We start from the raw sequence: 20,303 nt of genomic DNA, 5'->3' as shown, positions 1-20,303 counted from the left end.
CCATCTAACCTTTTAAAAATTACTATTATTAAATCATTCACTATATCTGGAATTCTTAAAAAGATCCCGACAATTCTTGGGCTTCTAATCGCATTGCATGTTCAGGCTCAGAATATCTCAGCAGATAAAATCATAGCAACCACAGATCTTTCAAATTATTTAAATACTGAAGTCAAAGAAAACCTTGGGGAAGATATAACTGAAGCTAAGCTTGCAGGATACCTCAGAGAAAAATTTCAACAACGTTATTTCTATAACTATAAGAATCTGAGTTCCAAATTTGAACAATATAATTCAGTTTACCCACAAATCGAATCACATCACCGGCAACGAGCCGAGGATCATTTGTCAAAATATCCCGGCGCAACCACCTGGAAATTACCTTTCAATTATCTAAACGGGCAGCCTGTGGATGCCTATGCTTTGAGACATCTGGCACGACAGCATAAGATGCTGGATATCGCTTTTCTATATAATTACAGGAATCAGGATTCTCAATATCTGGACTATTTTACCTCGCAGTTGAATTCTTTAAACAATGCTTTCGAGGCTGGAAATTATGAAACTATTGAAGATGGAAATGGAGTTTACGAAGCTTTTCGTTCTGGCTACCGGGTATTGAACTGGCTACAAATTCATAATATGTTCCTGGGAGAAGAGGATTATTCAGATAAAGATCAGCTAACCACGATTGCAACTTTGCTACAACACGGGCAGCATCTGTACGAGAACAACCAGGAATTTACCCCAGGAAATCATCAAACCAGGGGAATGTCTGCTCTGGCCATGCTCAGTATTTTATTCAGAGATTTTGAAGGTACAGAGGAATGGTATGCTCATTCCATGCAATTATTACAGGAACATCTTTCTGCGGAAATAAATGCTGATGGTTTTCAATCTGAAAGAACCGTGCATTATCATATGAGTGACATTAAGAATTACTTTTATGTTTTTCAACTAGCGCGAAACAGCCAGATCGAGGTAGACAGCGTTTGGGAAGAAAAACTGAAGTCTCTATTTACTACTCTGGCAAAGATTGCCTATCCAGATGGTTCAGCGCCTGTTTTTTCAGATGATACCGATGCTCCATGGGCTGAAAAAAATGATATTTCTGGAGCGATGACCCTGGGATATCTATTGTTCGACGATCCACAATTTGGATTTTTTGCCACAAATAAAGTAGATCCCGATATGTTCTGGTATCTAAGTAAAGAGCAGCTGCTTCGTCTTGAAACTATAGAAAAACAAGTTCCCGAATTTGGATCACTGGAATTTCCAGTCACAGGTTATTATATCATGCGTGAAGGTTGGGAAAAGGGAGATATGATGATGGCAATTTCAGCCGGAGTTGATGACGAAAAGCCAGATCACCAGCATGGAGATGTGCTTGGAATCCAGGCGATGGCTAATGGAAGAGTACTATTACCTAATTACCAGGTTAGATACTATCTTAAAGATCTGGAATTATTCAAAAATTCACTGGTCAAGAATGTTGCCCTGGTTGATGATGAACTACAGGGGAAGGATTATCGTTCCAATAAGGGAGGAAGTGGTTTTGGGAAATTCGCAACATTACCAACTCCTGAAACCAAGGTATTTAAAACGCAGGCAGAGCTTGATCTATTTGTAGGAACACACGATGGTTTTTCAGAAATTGGAGTGGATTATACCCGGAAAGTCATATTTGTAAAGAATGATTTCTGGATCGTAGTAGATGCATTTTCTTCGGAAAAACCTCATGATTACAAACAGATCTGGCAGGGGCACTATACTTCAGAAAACAATAAAGGATTGCTTCGTTCTACTTTTGAAGATGGATCTGGACTGGATATTTTTCAGCTTAAAAATATCGACGGGATAGAAAGCTCTGGTGCAAGAGGAAAGCAATGGTCTGTTGTAAATAAGAAAGCTGCCCAGAATCACCGTTTTCTTACTATTCTACACCCTTTTAGAGTATTTGATGCCAGAATAGATGAAAATTCAGATTCTCCGGTCATAGCTGGCTGGGATTTAAATGATCCTCTCTGGAAAATAGCTGGGAAAAATGCAACAGCTATTACTAAGGATAGAAAAGGATTCTTCTTTTCTACGGAAGGCATTAAGATAGATACTACGGAATTGATTTTTGAAACACCAACAGACATTTATTTTAAAATGAAGAAGGGACAAATTCATTTGCAATCACTGGAAGGAAAATCGATAAACGTACAAATAAATAAAGATTCAGAATTACTGAAGAAATTAAAAATTGCTCCAGGAGAGAATACGGTGATCAATTAAGCCTGATTTCTACCTGTGAATTACGATTTAATAAGTACCGCTTTAACGGCAGTTTTGCTACTAAGATTCTAAAAACATTATATGAAAATAAATAGTTCAGTCCTTCATCTGTGCACATTTTTACTCGCGTTTAGTACTACGACTTATGCTCAGAACCACAATTCAGAAAAACCAGTTCAAACAGCGATTGTAAAACAAAACCTGGATAAAAATTCCCTGTTTGATCAAACTCTTCAGAAGATAAAGAAAGAGGTAGATGCAGAAATCGCAAGAGGTATAGACGTGCCGACACCAAAAGATCTCGCGGGGGGCTATACCCATGAAAGGCATAAAAAAAATTACGCAACTGCACAAAACGCTGGTGATCTTTACAGAATTGAAAAGGATGAGAAGTATGCGATCTACATCAAGGAAATGTTGATGCAATATGCGGCGATGTTTCCAGAATTGCCTTTACACCCTAAAGAAAGATCCTATGCCAGAGGGAAATTATTCTGGCAATCTCTGAATGATTCTAACTGGCTTGTCGCAATGAGCCAGGCATATGGTAGTATTTACGACTATCTTGATAAAAAAGAGAGAGAACAACTGGAAAAGGATCTTTTCCTGCCCTACGCCGACTTCCTTTCTCTTGAAAATCCTAAATTCTTCAATAGAATTCATAATCATAGTACATGGGGAAATGCCGCTGTCGGGATGATCGGGCTGGTCATGGATAATGATGAACTGGTGAACCGTGCCTTATACGGAATAAAAAACACTAATATTCCTGAAGATGCTCGTGATGATGATGGTGGGCGTATCCTGAAACAAGGGCAAAAAGCTGGTTTCCTGGCAAACCTGGATGAGGCTTTTTCTCCATCTGGTTACTATACTGAAGGACCATACTACCAGCGCTATGCTATGTATCCTTTTATTATGTTCGCCAAGGCGCTTGAAGATAAAAGACCAGACATTAAGATATTTGAACACAAAGATGGAGTGCTAATCAAAGCTGTGAACGCTTTACTCAATCTAACAGATGCAGATGGTGATTTCTTCCCTTTGAATGATGCTCAAAAAGGAATGTCTATTTACAATCAATCTATCGTGATCGCGGTAGATGCAGCTTACTATTATGGCGATAGATCACCTGGCTTGCTTTCTGTGGCACAAAAGCAGGCTAGAGTGACTCTTGATGAGGCTGGTAAAGCTGTGGCACAGGCAATCCAATCTGGAGAAATTCAGGATTTCGAAAAAAATTCCATGAACCTATCAGACGGTCCGGAAGGAAATAAAGGAGGGATCACCATCCTACGACAAGGAAAACCGGGTAGCAATTATTCGCTGGTTTATAAATACACATCGCAGGGAGATAGTCATGGTCATTATGATAAGCTTTCATTTTCATTTTATAATGAAGGAGAAGAAATCATTCAGGATTATGGATTTGCAAGATTTGTGAATATAGAACCTAAGAATGGTGGCGGATATTTGAAAGAAAATACCAGCTGGGCAAAACAAAGCATTGCTCATAATACGATTGTGCAAAATGAAACCTCGCATTTCGATGGTAATTTTGATAAAGGAAGTAAATATAATCCTGAGTTATATTTTTCAAATTTCACTTCAGATGATATTAAAATAGTAAGTGCTATAGATACAAATGCTTATCCCGGGACAAAAATGCATCGTACAATGGTCATGCTAAAAAATGAGCTTTTTCAGAAGCCCGTGATTCTGGATATTTTTAGATTAGAGGGAGAGAAAGAAAACCAATACGATCTACCATTCTATTATCAGGGACAGATCATCGACACCAATTTCGAGATTAATACTCCAGAGGAGTTGCAGAAGTTAGGAAGCAAAAACGGATATCAGCATTTATGGGTTGAGTCCCGTGGTAAGGCTGGTGAGTCTAATACTAAGTTTACCTGGTCCAATAACAGGAAATTCTACACGCTTACTCAAGCCTTGGGAAGCAATGATCGTGTAATACTGGGAAGAATTGGAGCCACAGACCCTGAATTCAATCTAAGACGTGATCCGGTATTTATTAGTCGGAAGGAAAATGTAAAAGATGCATTATTCGTCACCGTATTAGAACCACATGGAAGTTATGATCCTGTGACAGAGTTGGGAAAAAATAGCTTTAGCCAGGTTAAGGATCTAAAAGTGATTACAGATACTCCAGAATATACAGCTGTGCAGATCACGGGACACAACGGCGAACGAATTTTATTTCTTATGAGTAATCAGGAGGCTTCTGGTGATGAACAACATCAATTAATCATAGATAAAGAGGAGTTCAAATGGGAAGGACCCTATACAATAATCAATAAATAAATAGAAAATGAAAGATTTAGGAACAAGCAAGGAATTCATGAAAGCACAGGAAATCGAATGGGAAACCGTTGGAGAAGGTGTGCAGAGACAAATTATGGGATATGATGATAAGATCTTACTGGCCAAGGTACATTTTAAAGAAGGAGGAGTTGGACCAATGCATGAGCATCATCATTCACAAGTAACTTATGTGGAAAGTGGAAAATTTGAGCTAACTATTGGCGATGAAACAAAAATGATGGAAGGCGGTGATTCGTTTTATATACCACCTCACAAAATGCATGGTGCTATTTGTAAAGAAGAAGGTGTGTTGATAGATGTCTTCAGTCCAATAAGAGAAGATTTCTTCTAGGAATTATACTGAATTATAGATCTGATAAAAAAAAGGATAATTTTTTGTCAGATTAATTTTTTACTTAACAATAAAATAACATATATTTGGTAAACCAGTTTGGGAAACCAATCTGGATAACCAATAAAAGTTATTTTTGGAATGGTCAAAAAAATAAAGGATAGGTGCACGCCTATCCTTTAAAACTTAAACTTCATTTGAGAGAAGTCGTTTAAACCATGTCTATTACTTAATAGTTAACATGAAATGCAAAGATACAATTTCATAAGTAACTACATAGACATTAACCACCATTGTCTGTCAATACTTTTTCTCGGTTAGGACTATTTTAATCAATGTAACTAAATTAAAAACTTATGAACTTGAAGAAAACAGCAATTTTCTTAATGGCGCTAATTTGTCATTTAGCTCTGATTGCTCAGGAAAGCTACTCACTTTCAGGTACAGTTATCTCGGAAGGGGATGCTATTCCTTTGGCAGGAGTTAGTGTTGTTATTAAAGGTACAACTACCGGGGTTGTAACCGACTTTGACGGAAATTACGAAATCGATGTAGTAGAAGGGAACGTTTTACAGTTCTCTTATCTTGGTTTTGTTAGTCAGGAAATTACCTATAACGGTCAGCAAACTTTAGATGTCTCCATGGCATCAGATTCTCAATTACTTGATGAAACTGTTGTAATTGGTTATGGGACCAGAAAGAAAAGTCATTTAACGGGTGCCGTATCCAGTGTAGTGAACGAAGATCTCGATCAATTACCTGTAGCACGTGTGGATGATGCCCTTGTAGGTCAAATCTCTGGTGTAAATATACAGGCAACCGATGGTCAGGCTGGTGCTGCTCCTACCATTAGAATTAGAGGTACGGGGTCTTTGACCGGTAGTTCTGCTCCATTAATTGTAGTGGATGGTCTTGTAGTAGACAATGATTTTCTGGGAAGTTTAGATATGAGTGAGGTAGCATCATTTGATGTTTTAAAAGATGCCGCTTCAGCAGCAATTTATGGTTCTCGAGGTGGAAACGGGGTAATCCTTATTACTACGAAACAAGGTAAAGAAGGTAAAACAGTTTTTAGTTACCAGGGTTATAGTGGTTATAAAGAAGCAAGACAAAGTGATGCGTATTACTTTTCTGTTGCTGAAACTGCTGCGGCAGAACTTGCAGCAACCGGAGAACTTTCTCCAAGAACACAGTATATTCAGGCGATTGGTATTGATCGTGACTGGCAGGATGATATCTTCGATGGTGGTTTGATCCAAAATCACTCATTAAGCGCGCGTGGAGGTACAGAAAATACAAAATTCAGCATCTCATTAGGATATCTTCATGATGAAGGGGTATTGCTAACAGATGATTACAAGAGATACAATCTTAGATTAAAGCTAGATACTAAGGTTAGTGACAAGTTTAGATTTGGTGGTAACCTTGCACCATCTTATACAGATACCAGACGTTTTGATGGATCTACTCATGATATCTTACGTCAGCCGCCATGGTTGCCAATCTACCACGATGAGAACACCATTCAGTTTGTAGATAGGAACGTATATCCCGATGTAGCTGTAGGAGATTATGCTGTACAAAGACATTTTGACAATTATGATCTTTTTGGAGATGGAACTTTAATAGACATAAGCGATACTTCCAATACTAATCCAGCCGCAAAGGTTCTGGAAAGAGATAGAAATGATTATAAATTCAAAGTATTTGGAAATTTCTATGCAGACTACGAGATCATGGATGATCTTAATTTGAGAACGACACTATCCGGAGATTACCAGCATACCATGCGGGATAGATGGCAGGGAGTTCTTTCAAGCCGAAACGGTGCTTCAGACGCCAGTTATAATGTGGAGAATGAAAGAGGAATTCATATTGCTTCTGAAACTTACCTTACTTATGACAAGACTTTTGGAGAGCATGAATTCGATGCTGTTGCCGGAATCACCTTTGAGCAGTGGGATTATGAAGGTAGCTACTCCCTTGGAACTGGATATTCTTCAGATCTAATTAGAACTTTATCTGCGGCTACGGTAGCTTCAGAAATAGATTCATGGATATACGATGAGAGATTTCAGAGTTATTTTGCGAGAATCAACTGGGCTTATGCAGATAAATATCTTGCATCTGTAAGTTATAGAAGAGACGGAAGTTCTGTATTTGGATCAGATTCAAAATATGGTGATTTCCCGGCGATTTCATTAGGTTGGGATATCGCAGAAGAAAACTTTTTAAAGGAGAATGATTTCCTTAGTAGCTTTAAATTCAGAGTTAGTTATGGATTTACAGGAAATAAGGACTTGGATACCAATTCAGATATTATAGATCTTTATCCATCATTACCATTGTTAGGACCATCTTCAGCAACCATTGGCGGAGCAGTACAACCAGCTTTCGTTGCCCTGAACATTGCAAACCCAGATCTACAATGGGAAAGATCTCAGGAAGTAAACCCAGGTCTGGATTTTGGATTCCTAAAGAACAGAATTACTGGATCTGTAGATTACTATAAAAGAACCAGTGACCAGTTATTACTTTTCAACCCGATCTCGGCTTCTACAGGATTTAGAAATGCTCTTGTAAACATTGGTGAGGTTGAAAATAGCGGTGTTGAAGTTGAGCTTCGTACCAGAAACTTTGCAAACTCCAACTTTGGATGGAATACTACAGTTCTTGCTTCTAGAAACAAAAATGAATTAACAGATTTTGCAGATTCTAACGGCCAGATTGGTCTTGTAGATGATAAAAGAGCAGCAGAATGGATCAATTTGGAAGGTCAGCCAATTTCATCTTTTTATGGATGGGTTGTAGACAGAGATATTCCAAGAGAACTTCGTGAAAGACCATATTTCCCGATTGGAGCTGAAGCTCAGGATGTATATGTAAAGGATCTTAACGGGGATGGGGTAATAGATGACGATGATAAGACGATTCTTGGAAATCCTTACCCGGATCTTATCTGGAGTTTAACGAATGAATTCAGAATTGGTAACCTGGATATTAGTTTCCTTTTTCAGGGAAGTCATGGTGCTGAGGTTAGAAACATGGGAGATCAATATATCTTCAATCACTTTAATAGTGGAGCAGATTTTGACCCGGCGATCACACCAGATCAGGATTTTATAAGAGAAAAGATCTTTACAGATGATATCGTACAGGATGCATCATACGTTGCACTTAGAAATGTGAATATTGGTTACAATATACCAGTGGAGGTAACAGGAAAATTAGGATTGAAGAGCTTGAGAGTCTATGCAGCAGGACAGAATCTTAAATACTGGACAGCCGATGATTATACTGGATTCAACCCGGAGAGTATCGATGATACATCGCCAACAACATATGGGTATCAAAGAGCAGGTTCACCACTCTTTAGAACCATATCCATCGGGATCAATGCCGATTTTTAATCAAAGAACTTTTTTAAAGACATTATTATGAACAAAAAAATATACTTAATCCTTGGAATCACGATCCTGACAATGGTTTCGTGTGGAAAAGACTTTCTGGAACCAGAGCCTGAGTCTGCAATTTCTGCGGAAGGTTACTTCCAGAACAGCGAGCAAGTGGAAACTGCGGTAATTGGAATGTATGATGCTATTCAGGGTGTAAATTCGAATGATCTGGACGACAACTTCAGTATACAGAGAGAATTTTACATTACTGAAATGCGTAGTGACAACACTCGTACAAAATCTCGTGAGGGAGAGGCTGCTCAATTTGAAAACTATAGAATTACTACCAGTAATGGTATTGTAACTAACTATTACATAAGTTATTTTGAGATTATTTACAGAGCCAATCTTGTACTGGCCAATCTTGAAGCTGCTAGTGAAGAAGATGTAGCGCAGTTTGAAGCTGAAGCCAAATTTGTAAGAGCTTACGCTTACTTTAACTTGGTAAGATTATTTGGTCCGGTACCATTGATTGATGGACTAATTGGTCCGCTAGAAAAAGAAAGAGCTTTTACCAGGGCTTCCGAAGGTGCTATCTATGATTTAATTATTTCAGATTTGAACACTGCCATCTCAGGACTGGATAATTCTTTTAGAAACAGAGCTTCCCAGGCAGCAGCACAAACCTTGCTTGCAAAGGTGTACCTGACTACAGGTTCAAATTATACCGAAGCCCAAACATTACTTGAATCTGTAATCAATAGTGGAAACTATTCACTGGAATCAGATTTCAAAGATGTTTTTTATAATGAAAGCAATAGTGAAGTGATCTATGCAGTAGGTTATACTTCAGATATTACGTCAGACAGTCAGAACTTTTCTGCTGAGATGCTGAACTCCGTAGGTAGAACCAGTGGAGTGAATTATGTGACAGAAAACGCCAGAGCGGCACTGGATGCAAATGGTGGTAACAGAACTGCTTTTTCCTACAGACTGGATCAGGCACAGCCAACACAATACCAGGTGGCAAAATATATTCCTAACGGTGATGCAGATCTTGGTATCGAGCCAACATCAAGTAACCCGGAACTTGCCGGAAATGACTGGATCGTGATTAGATATGCAGACGTTCTTTTACTACATGTAGAAGCAATTCTTGCAGGAGGACAGGAAACCAGCTCAACTGCAGCTTTAAATTCTTTCCAGAAAATTCGTGATAGAGCAGGTCTAACAGATACTGTTACCAGCATCACTAAGGAAGATCTTCTGGAAGAGAGAAGAGTAGAACTTGCTTTTGAGAATCACAGATTTTTTGATCTGGTAAGATTTGGAGTAGCGCAGGAAGTGCTTTCTGAGTTCTCTCAAGAAAACGGATATGACTTTAGTGCGACCGATCTTCTGCTGCCAATTCCGCAGAGAGAAATAAACCTGAGTAATGGTTTAATGGAACAAAATCCAGGTTATTAAGAAATAACAATTAAAACTTTAAAGATGAAATTCAATATATATAAGTTTCAGTTGAAGAGTGTCCTTTATTTTTCAATGATGCTGCTTGCAGGACTTACAATTTCCTGTGATTACGAATACGATTTACCAGAAGAGGGTTCTATTGCAGATAAGACTCCACCATCGGCTAATTTTAGCGCGTCGCAGAGTGATGAGGATTTCTTAACCTTCAGTTTTGCAAACCTGTCTAATAGTGCAACAGACTATATGTGGGAATTTGGAGATGGAAATACCTCTACAGAGCTTGATCCTACGAATACGTATCCAGATGAAGGTACTTATACGGTAACATTAACTGTTTCAGATAAACTTGGAGTTACAGATACATTTACTTCCGAAGTACTGGTAGAAGAGCCACCAGTTCCGGCTGCAATAACACCAGAAATTGGCGAAGCAGATTTTGAGGATGGAAGCGATGCCTGTGGAGATGGTCAGGACGGTAGAGATTGCTGGAGATTGAGTGGAGCTAGTATACATCAAATTTCAGGTTCAGACGGTCGTGGAGGTAGTCAGGCTGCAAAATATCCTGAAAGTGCTACTAATGCAAGACAGTCCTATCAGGCGATCACAGTTTCACCAAATACTAAGTATATCCTGACATTGTTCTACGCTTTACAAGGCGATGGAGATTCTATTAGAGCTTCTGTGATCGACGGGCAATTAGGAAATTATGATGAATTTGATTCGGCTACATTGCTAGCTCAGGAAAGCGGAACCAAGGTTGATGGTAAAGGAAATTACAATGCCTTGATCGTCGAGTTCGAAACAGGTGCCAATGGCGAAATCTCCATATTATTCGATTCAAATAACAGCTCTGATGCCTATATCGACGATGTATCCATGATCCCTGTAATTGAAGAAGAAACTGAAGGCGGAGAAGATACAGACGGTGATAATGAAGAAGGAGAAGGGTCAGGAGAATCTGAAGGCGAAGAAGAGAGCGAAGGAGAAACAGGAGCATGATCAAATTCTTAGGTACTTACACCAGAAAATTATGCTTATTTGGAATTGCGGCAGGAGCAGCCTGGACTTTAACTCAGTGTAAAGCTCCTGCCGCATCTTCAAATGGTGAAGATCCAATAGCGAATTCTACTGGGAATTACAAAGTTTCAGAGATTGATTTAAGTCACTGGAAAGTTACTATTCCTGAAGGCGAAGGTAAAGGAGGTGCCATTAGTGTGGAGCCACCAGAGATCATGAACTACGCTGAAGATGAAATTCTGAAGCCGTTCATGTATAATGATTCCACTTCTGGCGCTCTAGTTTTCCATGCATATCCAAGCAACGCTACTACTGCAAACACCAAGTATTCGAGGTCTGAGCTAAGAGAACAGATGGAACCTGGAGATGATGATATCAACTGGACTTTTAAAGACGGCGGAAATCTCAGGGCCAGTATCGCAATGGATGATGTTAGCAGGGATAAGAATGGTAAATATCACAAGGTGATCATCCTGCAAATTCATGGAAGATTAACTGACGAACAGAAAGCTGAAATCGGTCAGAAGGACAATAATGCACCTCCAATCCTCAAAATTTACTGGGACAAAGGTAAAATAAGAGTAAAAACGAAGGAGCTTAAATTCCTGGGAACTCAGCCCAAAGGTTTGCTATATGAGGAAGCCTGGGGAGATGATCAAGGCTATACTTTTAAAGAGGAAGTAGGTTTCAAAAAATTTGACTTAGAAATTGATGTTTCTGAAGGTAAAATGGTAGTCTCGTTAAATGATAATGAATTCAAAGTGTATGAGAATGTCCATATGCAAAAATGGGGAATCTTTGAAAACTACTTTAAAGCAGGGAATTATTTGCAAACCCGGGACGATGGCGCTTTCGCGAAAGTCAAATTTTACGAACTAAATGTCACCCATTAATATGTTTTTCAACTTTGAACGCTTTAGTATCTTATTCTTATGCCTGTGCAGCATGAGCCTGGTTTCCTGCCAGAAAGACGACAGCGTTACAGATGAGCCAGAAACTCCAGTGGTTGTAGGTGGTGAAGAGCAGGAAGAACCTGTTGTAAAGGACTATAAATTGCCGGAAATAGATTTAAGTAATTGGAAAGTTACCCTTCCTGTTGGAAATCCTTCGGAAGTAGAGCCGCCGGAGATTTTCGATTATGCAACGAACGAGAATCTTATACCGTTCATGTATAATGATTCTACAGATGGTTCTCTGGTATTTTATACCTATCCTGAATCATCTACTGCGAACTCCTCTTACTCCAGAACAGAGTTACGGGAACAAATGGAACCAGGAAGTAATGATAAGAACTGGACTTTTAAAGAAGGAGGACGCATGCGCGGAACCTTAGCAGTTCCAGAAATTTCCAGGGATGCTGAAGGTGATTTTCACAGAGTGATCATCATGCAAATTCACGGGAGATTAACCAATTCACAGCGGGAGCTCATTGGAGAAGATGATAATAACGCACCACCAATCCTCAAAATTTATTGGGATGATGGGAAGGTAAGAGTCAAAACAAAGATCCTTAAGAATTTAAATGCTTCAGAAGAGGAAATTTTACATACTAGCGCCTGGGGAGATGATGAAGGTTTCAATTTTTCAGAAAGAGTAGATTCAGATCCATTTACACTGGAGATAATTGCTTCAGAAGGAAAAATGGAAATTATTCTGAACGATGATGAAAAGATGATCTATGAGAGTATACACATGGAAAAGTGGAATGTGTTTGAGAATTATTTCAAGGCTGGAAATTATCTGGTAACGACAGATGAGAACGCCTTTTCGAAGGTTAAATTCTACGAACTTGAGGTAACTCACTAAACATGGATAACATATTGTTTGAGTTGGTTTTAGTGTTCCTTCCGGCTGAAAAGTCGGCAGGACCACTAATTAATCCAAATTGGTCTTTTTTAAAGGCTTAATGCTTTCCAGCTCAGATTATTTTTTATAAATTTGAATAACCAGATTGGTTAACCAGTTTTAAAGCATCTTAGAAATTCGGCAAATGAATGTAGACGGATATACGAAAATCGAACTTCAGCAGCAAACGCGGAACGAGATCATTAGTAATATAAGAGAGTATATAAACTTCAAGAATCTCGAGCCGGGTGATAAATTGCCTTCTGAGAGAATGCTTTCTGAAAAGTTTGGTGTAAGCCGAAACAATCTCAGGGAAGCCATCCAGACTCTGGAGTTCTACGGAATATTACAAAGTGTACCTCAAAGCGGAACCTATCTGGCAAACATTGGAGTGGTTGCCCTTAATGGGATGATCTCAGATATATTAAGTCTGGCAGATCCAGATTTTAAATCACTGGTGGAAACCAGGATTCTTCTGGAACTCAAAACAGTTCGTTTAGCTGCCCTAAGGCGTACTGAAGAGCAACTGGAACACATGAAAGAAACTCTGGAGGCATATACAATCAAAGCCGAAAATGGGGAAGATGCCGTACAGGAAGATCTTTTATTCCACCTGGCAATTGCGAAAGCCAGTGGAAACAGTACTATGAACACGTTCATGCTTACCATTACTCCAGAGATCATCACGAATTTCGCAAAATATCATGTTTGCGATGAAAATCAGGCATTTTTAGGAATTGAAGAGCACAAAGCTATTCTGGATGCTATTGAAGCGAAAGATCCAATTAAGGCTAAGGAAAAGATGAAAATTCACTTCAAAAGTTTATATAAATATTGCTATAACGTAGACATCTGAAAACACATGGGATTGCACGCTCCCTTCAGATGTTAATTGAGAGAAAAGTTTAAACCGGGATTACTTGATATACCTTCAATTAAAGCTATATCCTCATTCCGTATTAATTAAAAATAAACCTCCATGGGTTCATAATCTATGGTACCAGGGATCTTTTTCCTGAAATCGAGTCTCGCTTGCAGGCTTTAAATTTTAATAATATGAAATTAAAAGGTTTAAGATGGTGGATTATTGCCTTGATCGCATTGGCTACTATCATCAATTATATAGATAGAACGGCATTTGGCGTCATGTGGCCTGAGATGGGAAAAGACCTTGGAATGGATGAGTCTGATTACGCGGTGATGCTGAACGTCTTCATGATTACCTATGCCCTTGGTAAATTTCTCTCTGGAAAATTATACGATCAAATTGGTACCCGGCTAGGATTTATATTCTCGATCACCTTATGGTCTGCAGCAGCGATTCTGCATGCTTTCGCACGAGGTCTGGTTTCACTTTCCTTAGTAAGAGCGATGCTTGGATTTGGTGAAGCTGGGAACTGGCCTGGTGCGGTGAAAAGTAACGGAGAATGGTTTCCGGTGAAGGAAAGGGCCATAGCTCAGGGAATCTTTAATGCCGGTGCTTCTTTGGGAAGTGTGGTAGCACCAGCTCTAATAGCCTTTTTATACGCACAATTTGGTTGGAGAACAACTTTTATTATTCTGGGTTTACTTGGTTTTGTATGGATCATTCCCTGGTTCATCATTAACAAATCAACTCCTAAAAAACATCCCTGGTTAACAGAAAAAGAACGGAATCTAATTCTTTCGGGAAGGATCGAACCAGATGAGGTGAACGAAAAGGAAAAAGGAATGTCTGTTGCCAAAATATTAAGTTATAAAGAATCCTGGGGAGTTCTGGTTTCAAGATTTTTCATAGAACCTATCTGGTGGCTTTTCGTAGGATGGATGCCATTATATTTAAATTCTGAATTTGGATTCAGCATTGAAGAAATTGGGTCTACTATATGGATCTCCTACTTGGGAGGTATGGCAGGTAGCCTTGCCGGAGGATGGTTTTCAGGAACACTTATGGAAAAATATTCTCTTGACTTCGCCCGAAAATTATCAATACTCATAGGTGGTGCGCTTATTTTCTTGGGTCTTATGGGAATTATCTTCCTGGTAGATGGCGATAATGCAATGACATTTATCTACATCGTATCCATCGTACTTTTTGGTTTCCAGTTCGCCATAGGAAACATTCAGACGCTTTCGAGCGATCTTCTAAAAGGACCTTCAGTTGGAACGCTTGCAGGTCTGGCAGGAACAGTTGCCGCGGTATCAGTAATTATAATGAACTGGCTTATTCCGCAGATCACAGAGATCTCATATACACCGGTCTTTATAATCATTGCAATTTTAGCTCCGCTCGCAGTACTATCGATCTATATCCTGATAAGGAAGATCGAACCAGTTGAAATTGAACACACGAATAACTACTAATAATCTTAAATACTATTGAATTATGAATGACTCAAATCAAAAAATAGCGGTGATCACCGGAGCAACAGGTGGAATTGGTTTTGCCGTTGCGAAAAGACTAGGACAGGATGGATACACAGTGATCCTGAATGGAATTCAGGACGATCATGGTGCTGAAAAATTAGAAGAACTTAAGAAAGAAGGTATCACTGCAGAATATTATGGTTTTGATGTAACTGATGAAGATGCGGTTAATACTAATATCGCCAAGATCGGAGAGAAGTACGGTAAGATCGATGCGGTTGTAAATAACGCTGGTGGTCTTGGTGGAAGATCAAGATTTGAAGAAATGACGACTGAGTTTTACAGGTCTGTTATGGCGCTTAACCTTGATTCTGCATTTTTTGTTTCAAGAGCAGCTATTCCATTCTTGAAAAAAGGAGATCATCCAACTATTATTAATTATACCTCGAATGCTGGATGGAATGCTGGTGGTCCTGGTGCTGGTATCTACGGAACTTCAAAAGCAGCAGTACATACTTTAACCAGAGCACTTGCTAAAGATCTGGCAGAATACGGGATTCGAGTAAATGCAGTTTCTCCGGGAACTATCGATACTCCTTTCCATTCACAGATAAAATCAACTAAACCTGAAGTATTTGCTTCCTGGAAAAACAATATCATGTTAGGTCGTTTGGGACAGCCAGAAGATGTAGCCTCAGTAGTATCATTCTTAGTAAGCAAAGATGCTGCATTTTTAACTGCTGAAACCGTTCAGGTTGGTGGAGGACAGGCTCTCGGAATTTAATAATAAAAGAAAGTTAGTAAAAGTAGAGCCAGTCACTTTTCATGGAAAACTACTTTTCAGAAATTAATATCTATGAAAAATATCGTAGCCTTCGGAGAAATACTCATGCGGCTATCGCCACCAGAGAATTTACGCTTTTTTCAGGCAAGCTCATTCGATGCCTCTTATAGTGGTGCCGAGTTCAATACTATGGCATCCTTGCAAAGATGGGGCTTATCCACGCAGTTTGTAACCAAACTACCGGCTAACGATTTTGGAGATAAAGCGATTTCTGAAATGAGTAGGTATCAGGTTGGAAGCAAATATGTAGCCAGAGGAGGAAACCGACTTGGAATTTACTTTCTGGAAAAAGGTAGCGCCATAAGACATAGTAAGGTCATTTATGATCGTGCTGAAAGTGCAGTGGCTCAAATTGATGAAGGTGAGATTGACTGGAAGCAGGTTTTTTCAAATGCATCCTGGTTTCACTGGTCTGGTATTACACCAGGAATCTCAGAAGCAGCAGCGAGGGAATGCCTTAAAGCTTGCAAGGTTGCCAGTGAAATGGGATTAAAGATTTCCTGTGATCTCAATTACAGATCTACTTTATGGAAATGGGGTAAAAAACCTGAGGAGATACTGCCAGAAATTTTGAGTATTACCAACGTGATTCTTGGAGATCTGGCAACATTGTATAAAATGCTTGGGAAACGGGAAATAGAACCTGATTACCTGAAGCCAGATACATTAGCTGCGTATTACGATGAAGTTCTGGAGGTTTGTAAAGTGCTGGAATATCTTCCTACGACATTGCGATATTCCATGAGCGCTTCCCACCAGAAGATTGGTGGAATAATGTATGCAAAAGGAGAGCTCGTCACATCAGATACCAAGGAAATTCTTCCTGTGGTAGATAGGCTTGGAACTGGTGATGCTTTTATGGCCGGAATTATTTACGGCCTGCACACTAAATTAGTTCTTCAAAAAACTCTCGATTTTGCGGTAGCTACGAGCGCTTACAAACATACCATGAGTGGGGATATTAATATCGCGAGTCTCGATGAGGTTCATGCGATCATGGATGGAGAGCTTTCAGCATTAATTAAAAGATGATCATATAATGGCAAAATTATCAAGACTTCAGGTGTACGAAATTATGGCGACTACAGGTATGGTTCCTTTGTTTAGTCATCAGGATGTGAAAACTTCGAAAGAGATTATAGACGCCTGCTACAAAGGTGGTACGAGGGTTCTCGAGTTTACAGCAAGAGAGTATAATGCTCATACTGTATTTGAAGAAATTTCAACCTACATCCGGGAGAATTATTCAGATATGGCTATTGGAATCGGTTCGGTTACCGATGCCGCTTCTGCATCTCTTTTTATTCAATTAGGTGCAGATTTTATCGTAACTCCTGTTTTTAGAGAAGACATAGCTGTCGTTTGCAACCGCAGGAAGATCGCTTTCTTTCCAGGATGCGGTTCTCTATCTGAAATTGCAAAGGCTGAAGAAGCCGGTTGTGAGATCGTTAAACTTTTCCCGGGAGCGATATATGGACCAGAATTTATTAAGGCGGTCAAAGGTCCGCAACCATGGACGAGTATCATGCCAACTGGAGGGGTTGCTCCAACAAAGGAGAACCTTACCAAATGGTTTGAAGCTGGTTGTACTTGTGTGGGAATGGGTTCCAAATTGTTTGTCAAAAACGCGTCTGGAGAATTTGATCTGGATAAGATCGAGTCTGTCACCAGAGAGTGCTTACAAACCATTAAGGACTTCAAAAATAACTAACCAAACTCAATATCCTTAGGGAACAATCTGCAGCTTTATGGAAAGACACTTTACACTAGGAGAATTCATCATAGAGAATCAAAAAGATTTTCCATATGCTAAAGGTGAACTAAGTGCCTTGTTAAGCTCTATAAAACTTGCCGGTAAACTAGTTAACCAACAAATTAATAAAGCTGGTCTTGCGGAAATTCTAGGTAAGATAGGAAAGCAGAATGTTCAGGGAGAAGCTCAGGCCAAACTTGATGTTATTGCTAATGACATTTTTATAGACACCTTCAGAAACAGGGGTGAAGTGTGCGGACTTGGTTCAGAAGAACTGGAAGATGTAGTCATATTTGATGATGAGATTCATCGCGACTCCAAATATATCATCCTAATTGATCCCCTGGACGGTTCCTCCAATATTGATGTTGATATTACCGTAGGTACGATCTTCAGTATTTATCGAAGAGTATCTCCAGTTGGCGGGCCAGTCACTCCCGAAGATTTTCTTCAGCCAGGAAACAAACAGGTTGCTGCTGGTTATATTATTTACGGGACTTCAACCATTCTCGTCTATACCAGTGGAAATGGCGTAAATGGATTTACGTTCGATCCTGGAATTGGCTCTTTTTTCCTCTCTCATCCTAATATCAAATTTCCGAAGAAAGGGAACACTTATTCTATTAATGAAGGGAATTATGTGCATTTTCCAGATGGAATAAAGAAGTATTTGAAATGGGTTCAGGAACTTAATGAAGAAGAAAACAGGCCGTTCACGTCCAGATACACAGGTTCACTGGTGGCAGATTTTCATAGAAATATGTTACTAGGCGGAATTTATTTATATCCGCAGGGAACTACGGCTCCTCAAGGTAAATTAAGACTCTTATATGAGAGTAATCCTATGGCTTTTTTGACGGAACAGGCTGGTGGGAAGGCTACTAATGGTTCTGAAAGGATTCTGGATATCAAACCTGAGGAATTACACCAAAGAATTCCATTTATATGTGGAAATAAGGATATGGTGGAAAAGGCTGAAAGCTTCTTATCTGAAGTTTAAGAACTTTAATTCTTAAGGCAGGTACTATTGAAATGAGAGGGAATATGAAAAAATCGATTACACTCCGGGATATTGCAGAATCGCTGAATCTCTCTGCAAGTACAGTATCTAAAGCTCTCAATAATAGTCCTGAAATCAGTCAGAATACTAAAAAGCGGGTTCATGAAGCGGCTGCACTTAAACATTATATTCCCAATGTTTCTGCACAGATCCTGAAAGGTTATAAAACTAAGAGCATAGGCGTGGTGATGCCAACGCTTGATTCCAAATTTTATACAGATGCACTCAATGCTATCGAGCAGCAAACCGACGACCGAAATTACAGGCTGATCCTATGCATTAGCAATGAATCTTACCATAAAGAAGTAAGCTGCGTAAATAAATTAGTACAATCACAGGTTGATGGCATTATCATATCACCTTCCGTAGAAACCTATCAAAAAAAGAAGTTTTCACATCTTACATCAGTACAGGATTTCAAAAAAGCACTTGTGCTATTCGATCGTATTTCAGACAACATTGAGTGCGATAAGATCTCTATCAACCTGGATCTCATGGTAGAACAGCAAATTTTAAAGCTACATAAAGGAGGTTATAAAAAAGTTGGTTTTGTAGCAAGCTGTATGGATGAAGATGCTTTGAATAAATGCAAAACCGGTTATTATAATGCAATTGAAAACACCGGGCAGCCGGATCTTTTTTTTAATGCTGAAGCTGCTACCGGTTCAAAAACTTACAAACACTTTATTCAGAAAGAGCTTCCTGATGCAGTGATCGTATGTGATGCTTTGCTGGCGTTAAAAATTGAAGAATTGAACTCCATCCGAAGCAAACACAACAAAGAAGTTGAAGTAGTTTGTCTCAACCAGGGCAACACTTTGCAAATGTCATCCTCTAAAATAAGATTCCTGTCTCAAAACGGATCTGAACAAGGCAAGATTTCTGCAGACCTTATGATGGATCGTGTTGAAGGTCTCTTATTTCCAGAACCAATGCAATTTGTATTGGAATCTGCCGTATAATTCAGGATATTACGGAATATCATTATTGATCTCGATCCAGTAGAAATCTGGATCCTGAAAATAGATCTGTTTGATCCCATCATCCCTTACATAGTTTTTTTCCGGGGTTCCCAGCCAGTCGGAATATGGAATTTTTAATGCATTAAGATGCTCAATTACCGACTCAAAATTAGCTGCAGAAAATGCGAAATGCACCGCTTTATTTGTTTTGATCTCGGCATCAGGTCGCGGTATTAGATGAAATTGCCTGCCTTCACCAATCGAGAGCCAGCGAGTTCTGGAATTCGAAGCCGTATTCTCGATCTCTTTAAACTGAAACACTTTCTGATAAAAATCGAAAGACCTATTAACGTCCCGGACAGAAAGAGCGAAATGATTGAATGAAAACTGATGCATAAGTTATATTTTTCTGAAACTTTAATTTATAAAATTTATACTTCACAAGGGCTACTGTAATTCTTTAAGAAGCTCCTTTAGGTAGATAGATCAAAATAAATAGCTGCCACTTCCGAATCTTCCAAATCTAAACAGAACAGCTATTCAATTGTTTATTCTATTCATTGAGAATCAGTTTTTTAAATGCTTATTGCGCTAATCTGAATGATTTGACAAAAAAGTATACAGATTTTGAAAATCTGTATAAATTCCTAAGGC

Annotated in this window: 16 protein-coding genes; 15 read left to right on the top strand and 1 reads right to left on the bottom strand. The window is 39.1% G+C overall.

Annotation, left to right across the window (positions count from 1 at the left end):
- Positions 1-93 precede the first annotated feature (93 nt).
- From ABVM50_RS04130 to ABVM50_RS04060, 15 genes are all read left to right on the top strand, one after another.
- Positions 94-2,280 (top strand): heparinase II/III family protein, encoded by a 2,187-nt coding sequence (locus ABVM50_RS04130; protein WP_405200093.1) that lies wholly within the window; start codon positions 94-96, stop codon positions 2,278-2,280.
- Positions 2,281-2,361: 81 nt separating this feature from the next.
- Entirely contained in the window at positions 2,362-4,605 is a 2,244-nt protein-coding gene (locus ABVM50_RS04125) for an alginate lyase family protein (RefSeq protein WP_405200092.1), read from the top strand.
- 7 nt (positions 4,606-4,612) lie between these two features.
- Positions 4,613-4,957: a cupin domain-containing protein gene (locus ABVM50_RS04120; RefSeq protein ID WP_405200091.1), complete on the top strand. Its 345-nt coding sequence runs from the start codon at positions 4,613-4,615 to the stop codon at positions 4,955-4,957.
- A gap of 356 nt (positions 4,958-5,313) precedes the next feature.
- Positions 5,314-8,367 (top strand): SusC/RagA family TonB-linked outer membrane protein, encoded by a 3,054-nt coding sequence (locus ABVM50_RS04115; protein WP_405200090.1) that lies wholly within the window; start codon positions 5,314-5,316, stop codon positions 8,365-8,367.
- A gap of 27 nt (positions 8,368-8,394) precedes the next feature.
- The gene (locus ABVM50_RS04110) at positions 8,395-9,819 is read left to right on the top strand and encodes a RagB/SusD family nutrient uptake outer membrane protein (RefSeq protein WP_405200089.1); all 1,425 of its coding nucleotides are present in this window, start codon (positions 8,395-8,397) and stop codon (positions 9,817-9,819) included.
- 24 nt (positions 9,820-9,843) lie between these two features.
- Complete coding sequence (locus tag ABVM50_RS04105; protein ID WP_405200088.1) at positions 9,844-10,821, top strand: PKD domain-containing protein; 978 nt, start codon at positions 9,844-9,846, stop codon at positions 10,819-10,821.
- Positions 10,818-11,732, top strand: a complete 915-nt coding sequence (locus tag ABVM50_RS04100; protein ID WP_405200087.1) for a polysaccharide lyase family 7 protein — start codon at positions 10,818-10,820, stop codon at positions 11,730-11,732. Before ABVM50_RS04105 ends, ABVM50_RS04100 begins: the two co-directional genes overlap by 4 nt.
- 1 nt (position 11,733) lies before the next feature.
- Positions 11,734-12,645 carry a polysaccharide lyase family 7 protein gene (locus ABVM50_RS04095; RefSeq protein ID WP_405200086.1) on the top strand — a complete coding sequence of 304 codons (912 nt, stop codon included), beginning with the start codon at positions 11,734-11,736 and terminating at the stop codon, positions 12,643-12,645.
- Between the two features lie 184 nt (positions 12,646-12,829).
- Positions 12,830-13,540, top strand: a complete 711-nt coding sequence (locus ABVM50_RS04090) for a FadR/GntR family transcriptional regulator (protein ID WP_405200085.1) — start codon at positions 12,830-12,832, stop codon at positions 13,538-13,540.
- 200 nt (positions 13,541-13,740) lie between these two features.
- Entirely contained in the window at positions 13,741-15,027 is a 1,287-nt protein-coding gene (locus tag ABVM50_RS04085; protein WP_405200084.1) for an MFS transporter, read from the top strand.
- A gap of 22 nt (positions 15,028-15,049) precedes the next feature.
- On the top strand, positions 15,050-15,814 hold the full coding sequence (locus ABVM50_RS04080; protein ID WP_405200083.1) for an SDR family NAD(P)-dependent oxidoreductase: 765 nt from the start codon (positions 15,050-15,052) through the stop codon (positions 15,812-15,814).
- Between the two features lie 72 nt (positions 15,815-15,886).
- Positions 15,887-16,906 carry a PfkB family carbohydrate kinase gene (locus ABVM50_RS04075; RefSeq protein ID WP_405200082.1) on the top strand — a complete coding sequence of 340 codons (1,020 nt, stop codon included), beginning with the start codon at positions 15,887-15,889 and terminating at the stop codon, positions 16,904-16,906.
- Between the two features lie 7 nt (positions 16,907-16,913).
- Positions 16,914-17,585 carry a bifunctional 4-hydroxy-2-oxoglutarate aldolase/2-dehydro-3-deoxy-phosphogluconate aldolase gene (locus ABVM50_RS04070; protein WP_405200081.1) on the top strand — a complete coding sequence of 224 codons (672 nt, stop codon included), beginning with the start codon at positions 16,914-16,916 and terminating at the stop codon, positions 17,583-17,585.
- Between the two features lie 37 nt (positions 17,586-17,622).
- A complete protein-coding gene (gene fbp, locus ABVM50_RS04065; RefSeq protein ID WP_405200080.1) occupies positions 17,623-18,627 on the top strand; it encodes a class 1 fructose-bisphosphatase in 1,005 nt (334 codons plus the stop codon).
- A 44-nt stretch (positions 18,628-18,671) separates the two neighbouring features.
- Positions 18,672-19,649, top strand: coding sequence for a LacI family DNA-binding transcriptional regulator (locus tag ABVM50_RS04060; protein WP_405200079.1), 978 nt, complete (start codon positions 18,672-18,674; stop codon positions 19,647-19,649).
- A gap of 9 nt (positions 19,650-19,658) precedes the next feature.
- Here ABVM50_RS04060 and ABVM50_RS04055 read toward each other — a convergent pair whose 3' ends face one another.
- Positions 19,659-20,045 (bottom strand): VOC family protein, encoded by a 387-nt coding sequence (locus tag ABVM50_RS04055; protein WP_405200078.1) that lies wholly within the window; start codon positions 20,043-20,045, stop codon positions 19,659-19,661.
- Between the last annotated feature and the right edge of the window lie 258 nt (positions 20,046-20,303).

The sequence above is a fragment of the Christiangramia sp. LLG6405-1 genome, assembly GCF_045055805.1.
Taxonomy (GTDB): domain Bacteria; phylum Bacteroidota; class Bacteroidia; order Flavobacteriales; family Flavobacteriaceae; genus Christiangramia.
Note: the sequence above shows the minus strand (reverse complement) of the source record. Positions and strands in the feature narration are given on the sequence as shown.

Coding starts and splice junctions, on each gene's coding strand:
- ABVM50_RS04125 (WP_405200092.1), top strand. CDS start 2,362: ATGAAAATAAATAGTTCAGTCCTTCATCTGTGCACATTTTTACTCGCG.
- ABVM50_RS04120 (WP_405200091.1), top strand. CDS start 4,613: ATGAAAGATTTAGGAACAAGCAAGGAATTCATGAAAGCACAGGAAATC.
- ABVM50_RS04115 (WP_405200090.1), top strand. CDS start 5,314: ATGAACTTGAAGAAAACAGCAATTTTCTTAATGGCGCTAATTTGTCAT.
- ABVM50_RS04110 (WP_405200089.1), top strand. CDS start 8,395: ATGAACAAAAAAATATACTTAATCCTTGGAATCACGATCCTGACAATG.
- ABVM50_RS04105 (WP_405200088.1), top strand. CDS start 9,844: ATGAAATTCAATATATATAAGTTTCAGTTGAAGAGTGTCCTTTATTTT.
- ABVM50_RS04100 (WP_405200087.1), top strand. CDS start 10,818: ATGATCAAATTCTTAGGTACTTACACCAGAAAATTATGCTTATTTGGA.
- ABVM50_RS04095 (WP_405200086.1), top strand. CDS start 11,734: ATGTTTTTCAACTTTGAACGCTTTAGTATCTTATTCTTATGCCTGTGC.
- ABVM50_RS04090 (WP_405200085.1), top strand. CDS start 12,830: ATGAATGTAGACGGATATACGAAAATCGAACTTCAGCAGCAAACGCGG.
- ABVM50_RS04085 (WP_405200084.1), top strand. CDS start 13,741: ATGAAATTAAAAGGTTTAAGATGGTGGATTATTGCCTTGATCGCATTG.
- ABVM50_RS04080 (WP_405200083.1), top strand. CDS start 15,050: ATGAATGACTCAAATCAAAAAATAGCGGTGATCACCGGAGCAACAGGT.
- ABVM50_RS04075 (WP_405200082.1), top strand. CDS start 15,887: ATGAAAAATATCGTAGCCTTCGGAGAAATACTCATGCGGCTATCGCCA.
- ABVM50_RS04070 (WP_405200081.1), top strand. CDS start 16,914: ATGGCAAAATTATCAAGACTTCAGGTGTACGAAATTATGGCGACTACA.
- fbp (WP_405200080.1), top strand. CDS start 17,623: ATGGAAAGACACTTTACACTAGGAGAATTCATCATAGAGAATCAAAAA.
- ABVM50_RS04060 (WP_405200079.1), top strand. CDS start 18,672: ATGAAAAAATCGATTACACTCCGGGATATTGCAGAATCGCTGAATCTC.
- ABVM50_RS04055 (WP_405200078.1), bottom strand. CDS start 20,045: ATGCATCAGTTTTCATTCAATCATTTCGCTCTTTCTGTCCGGGACGTT.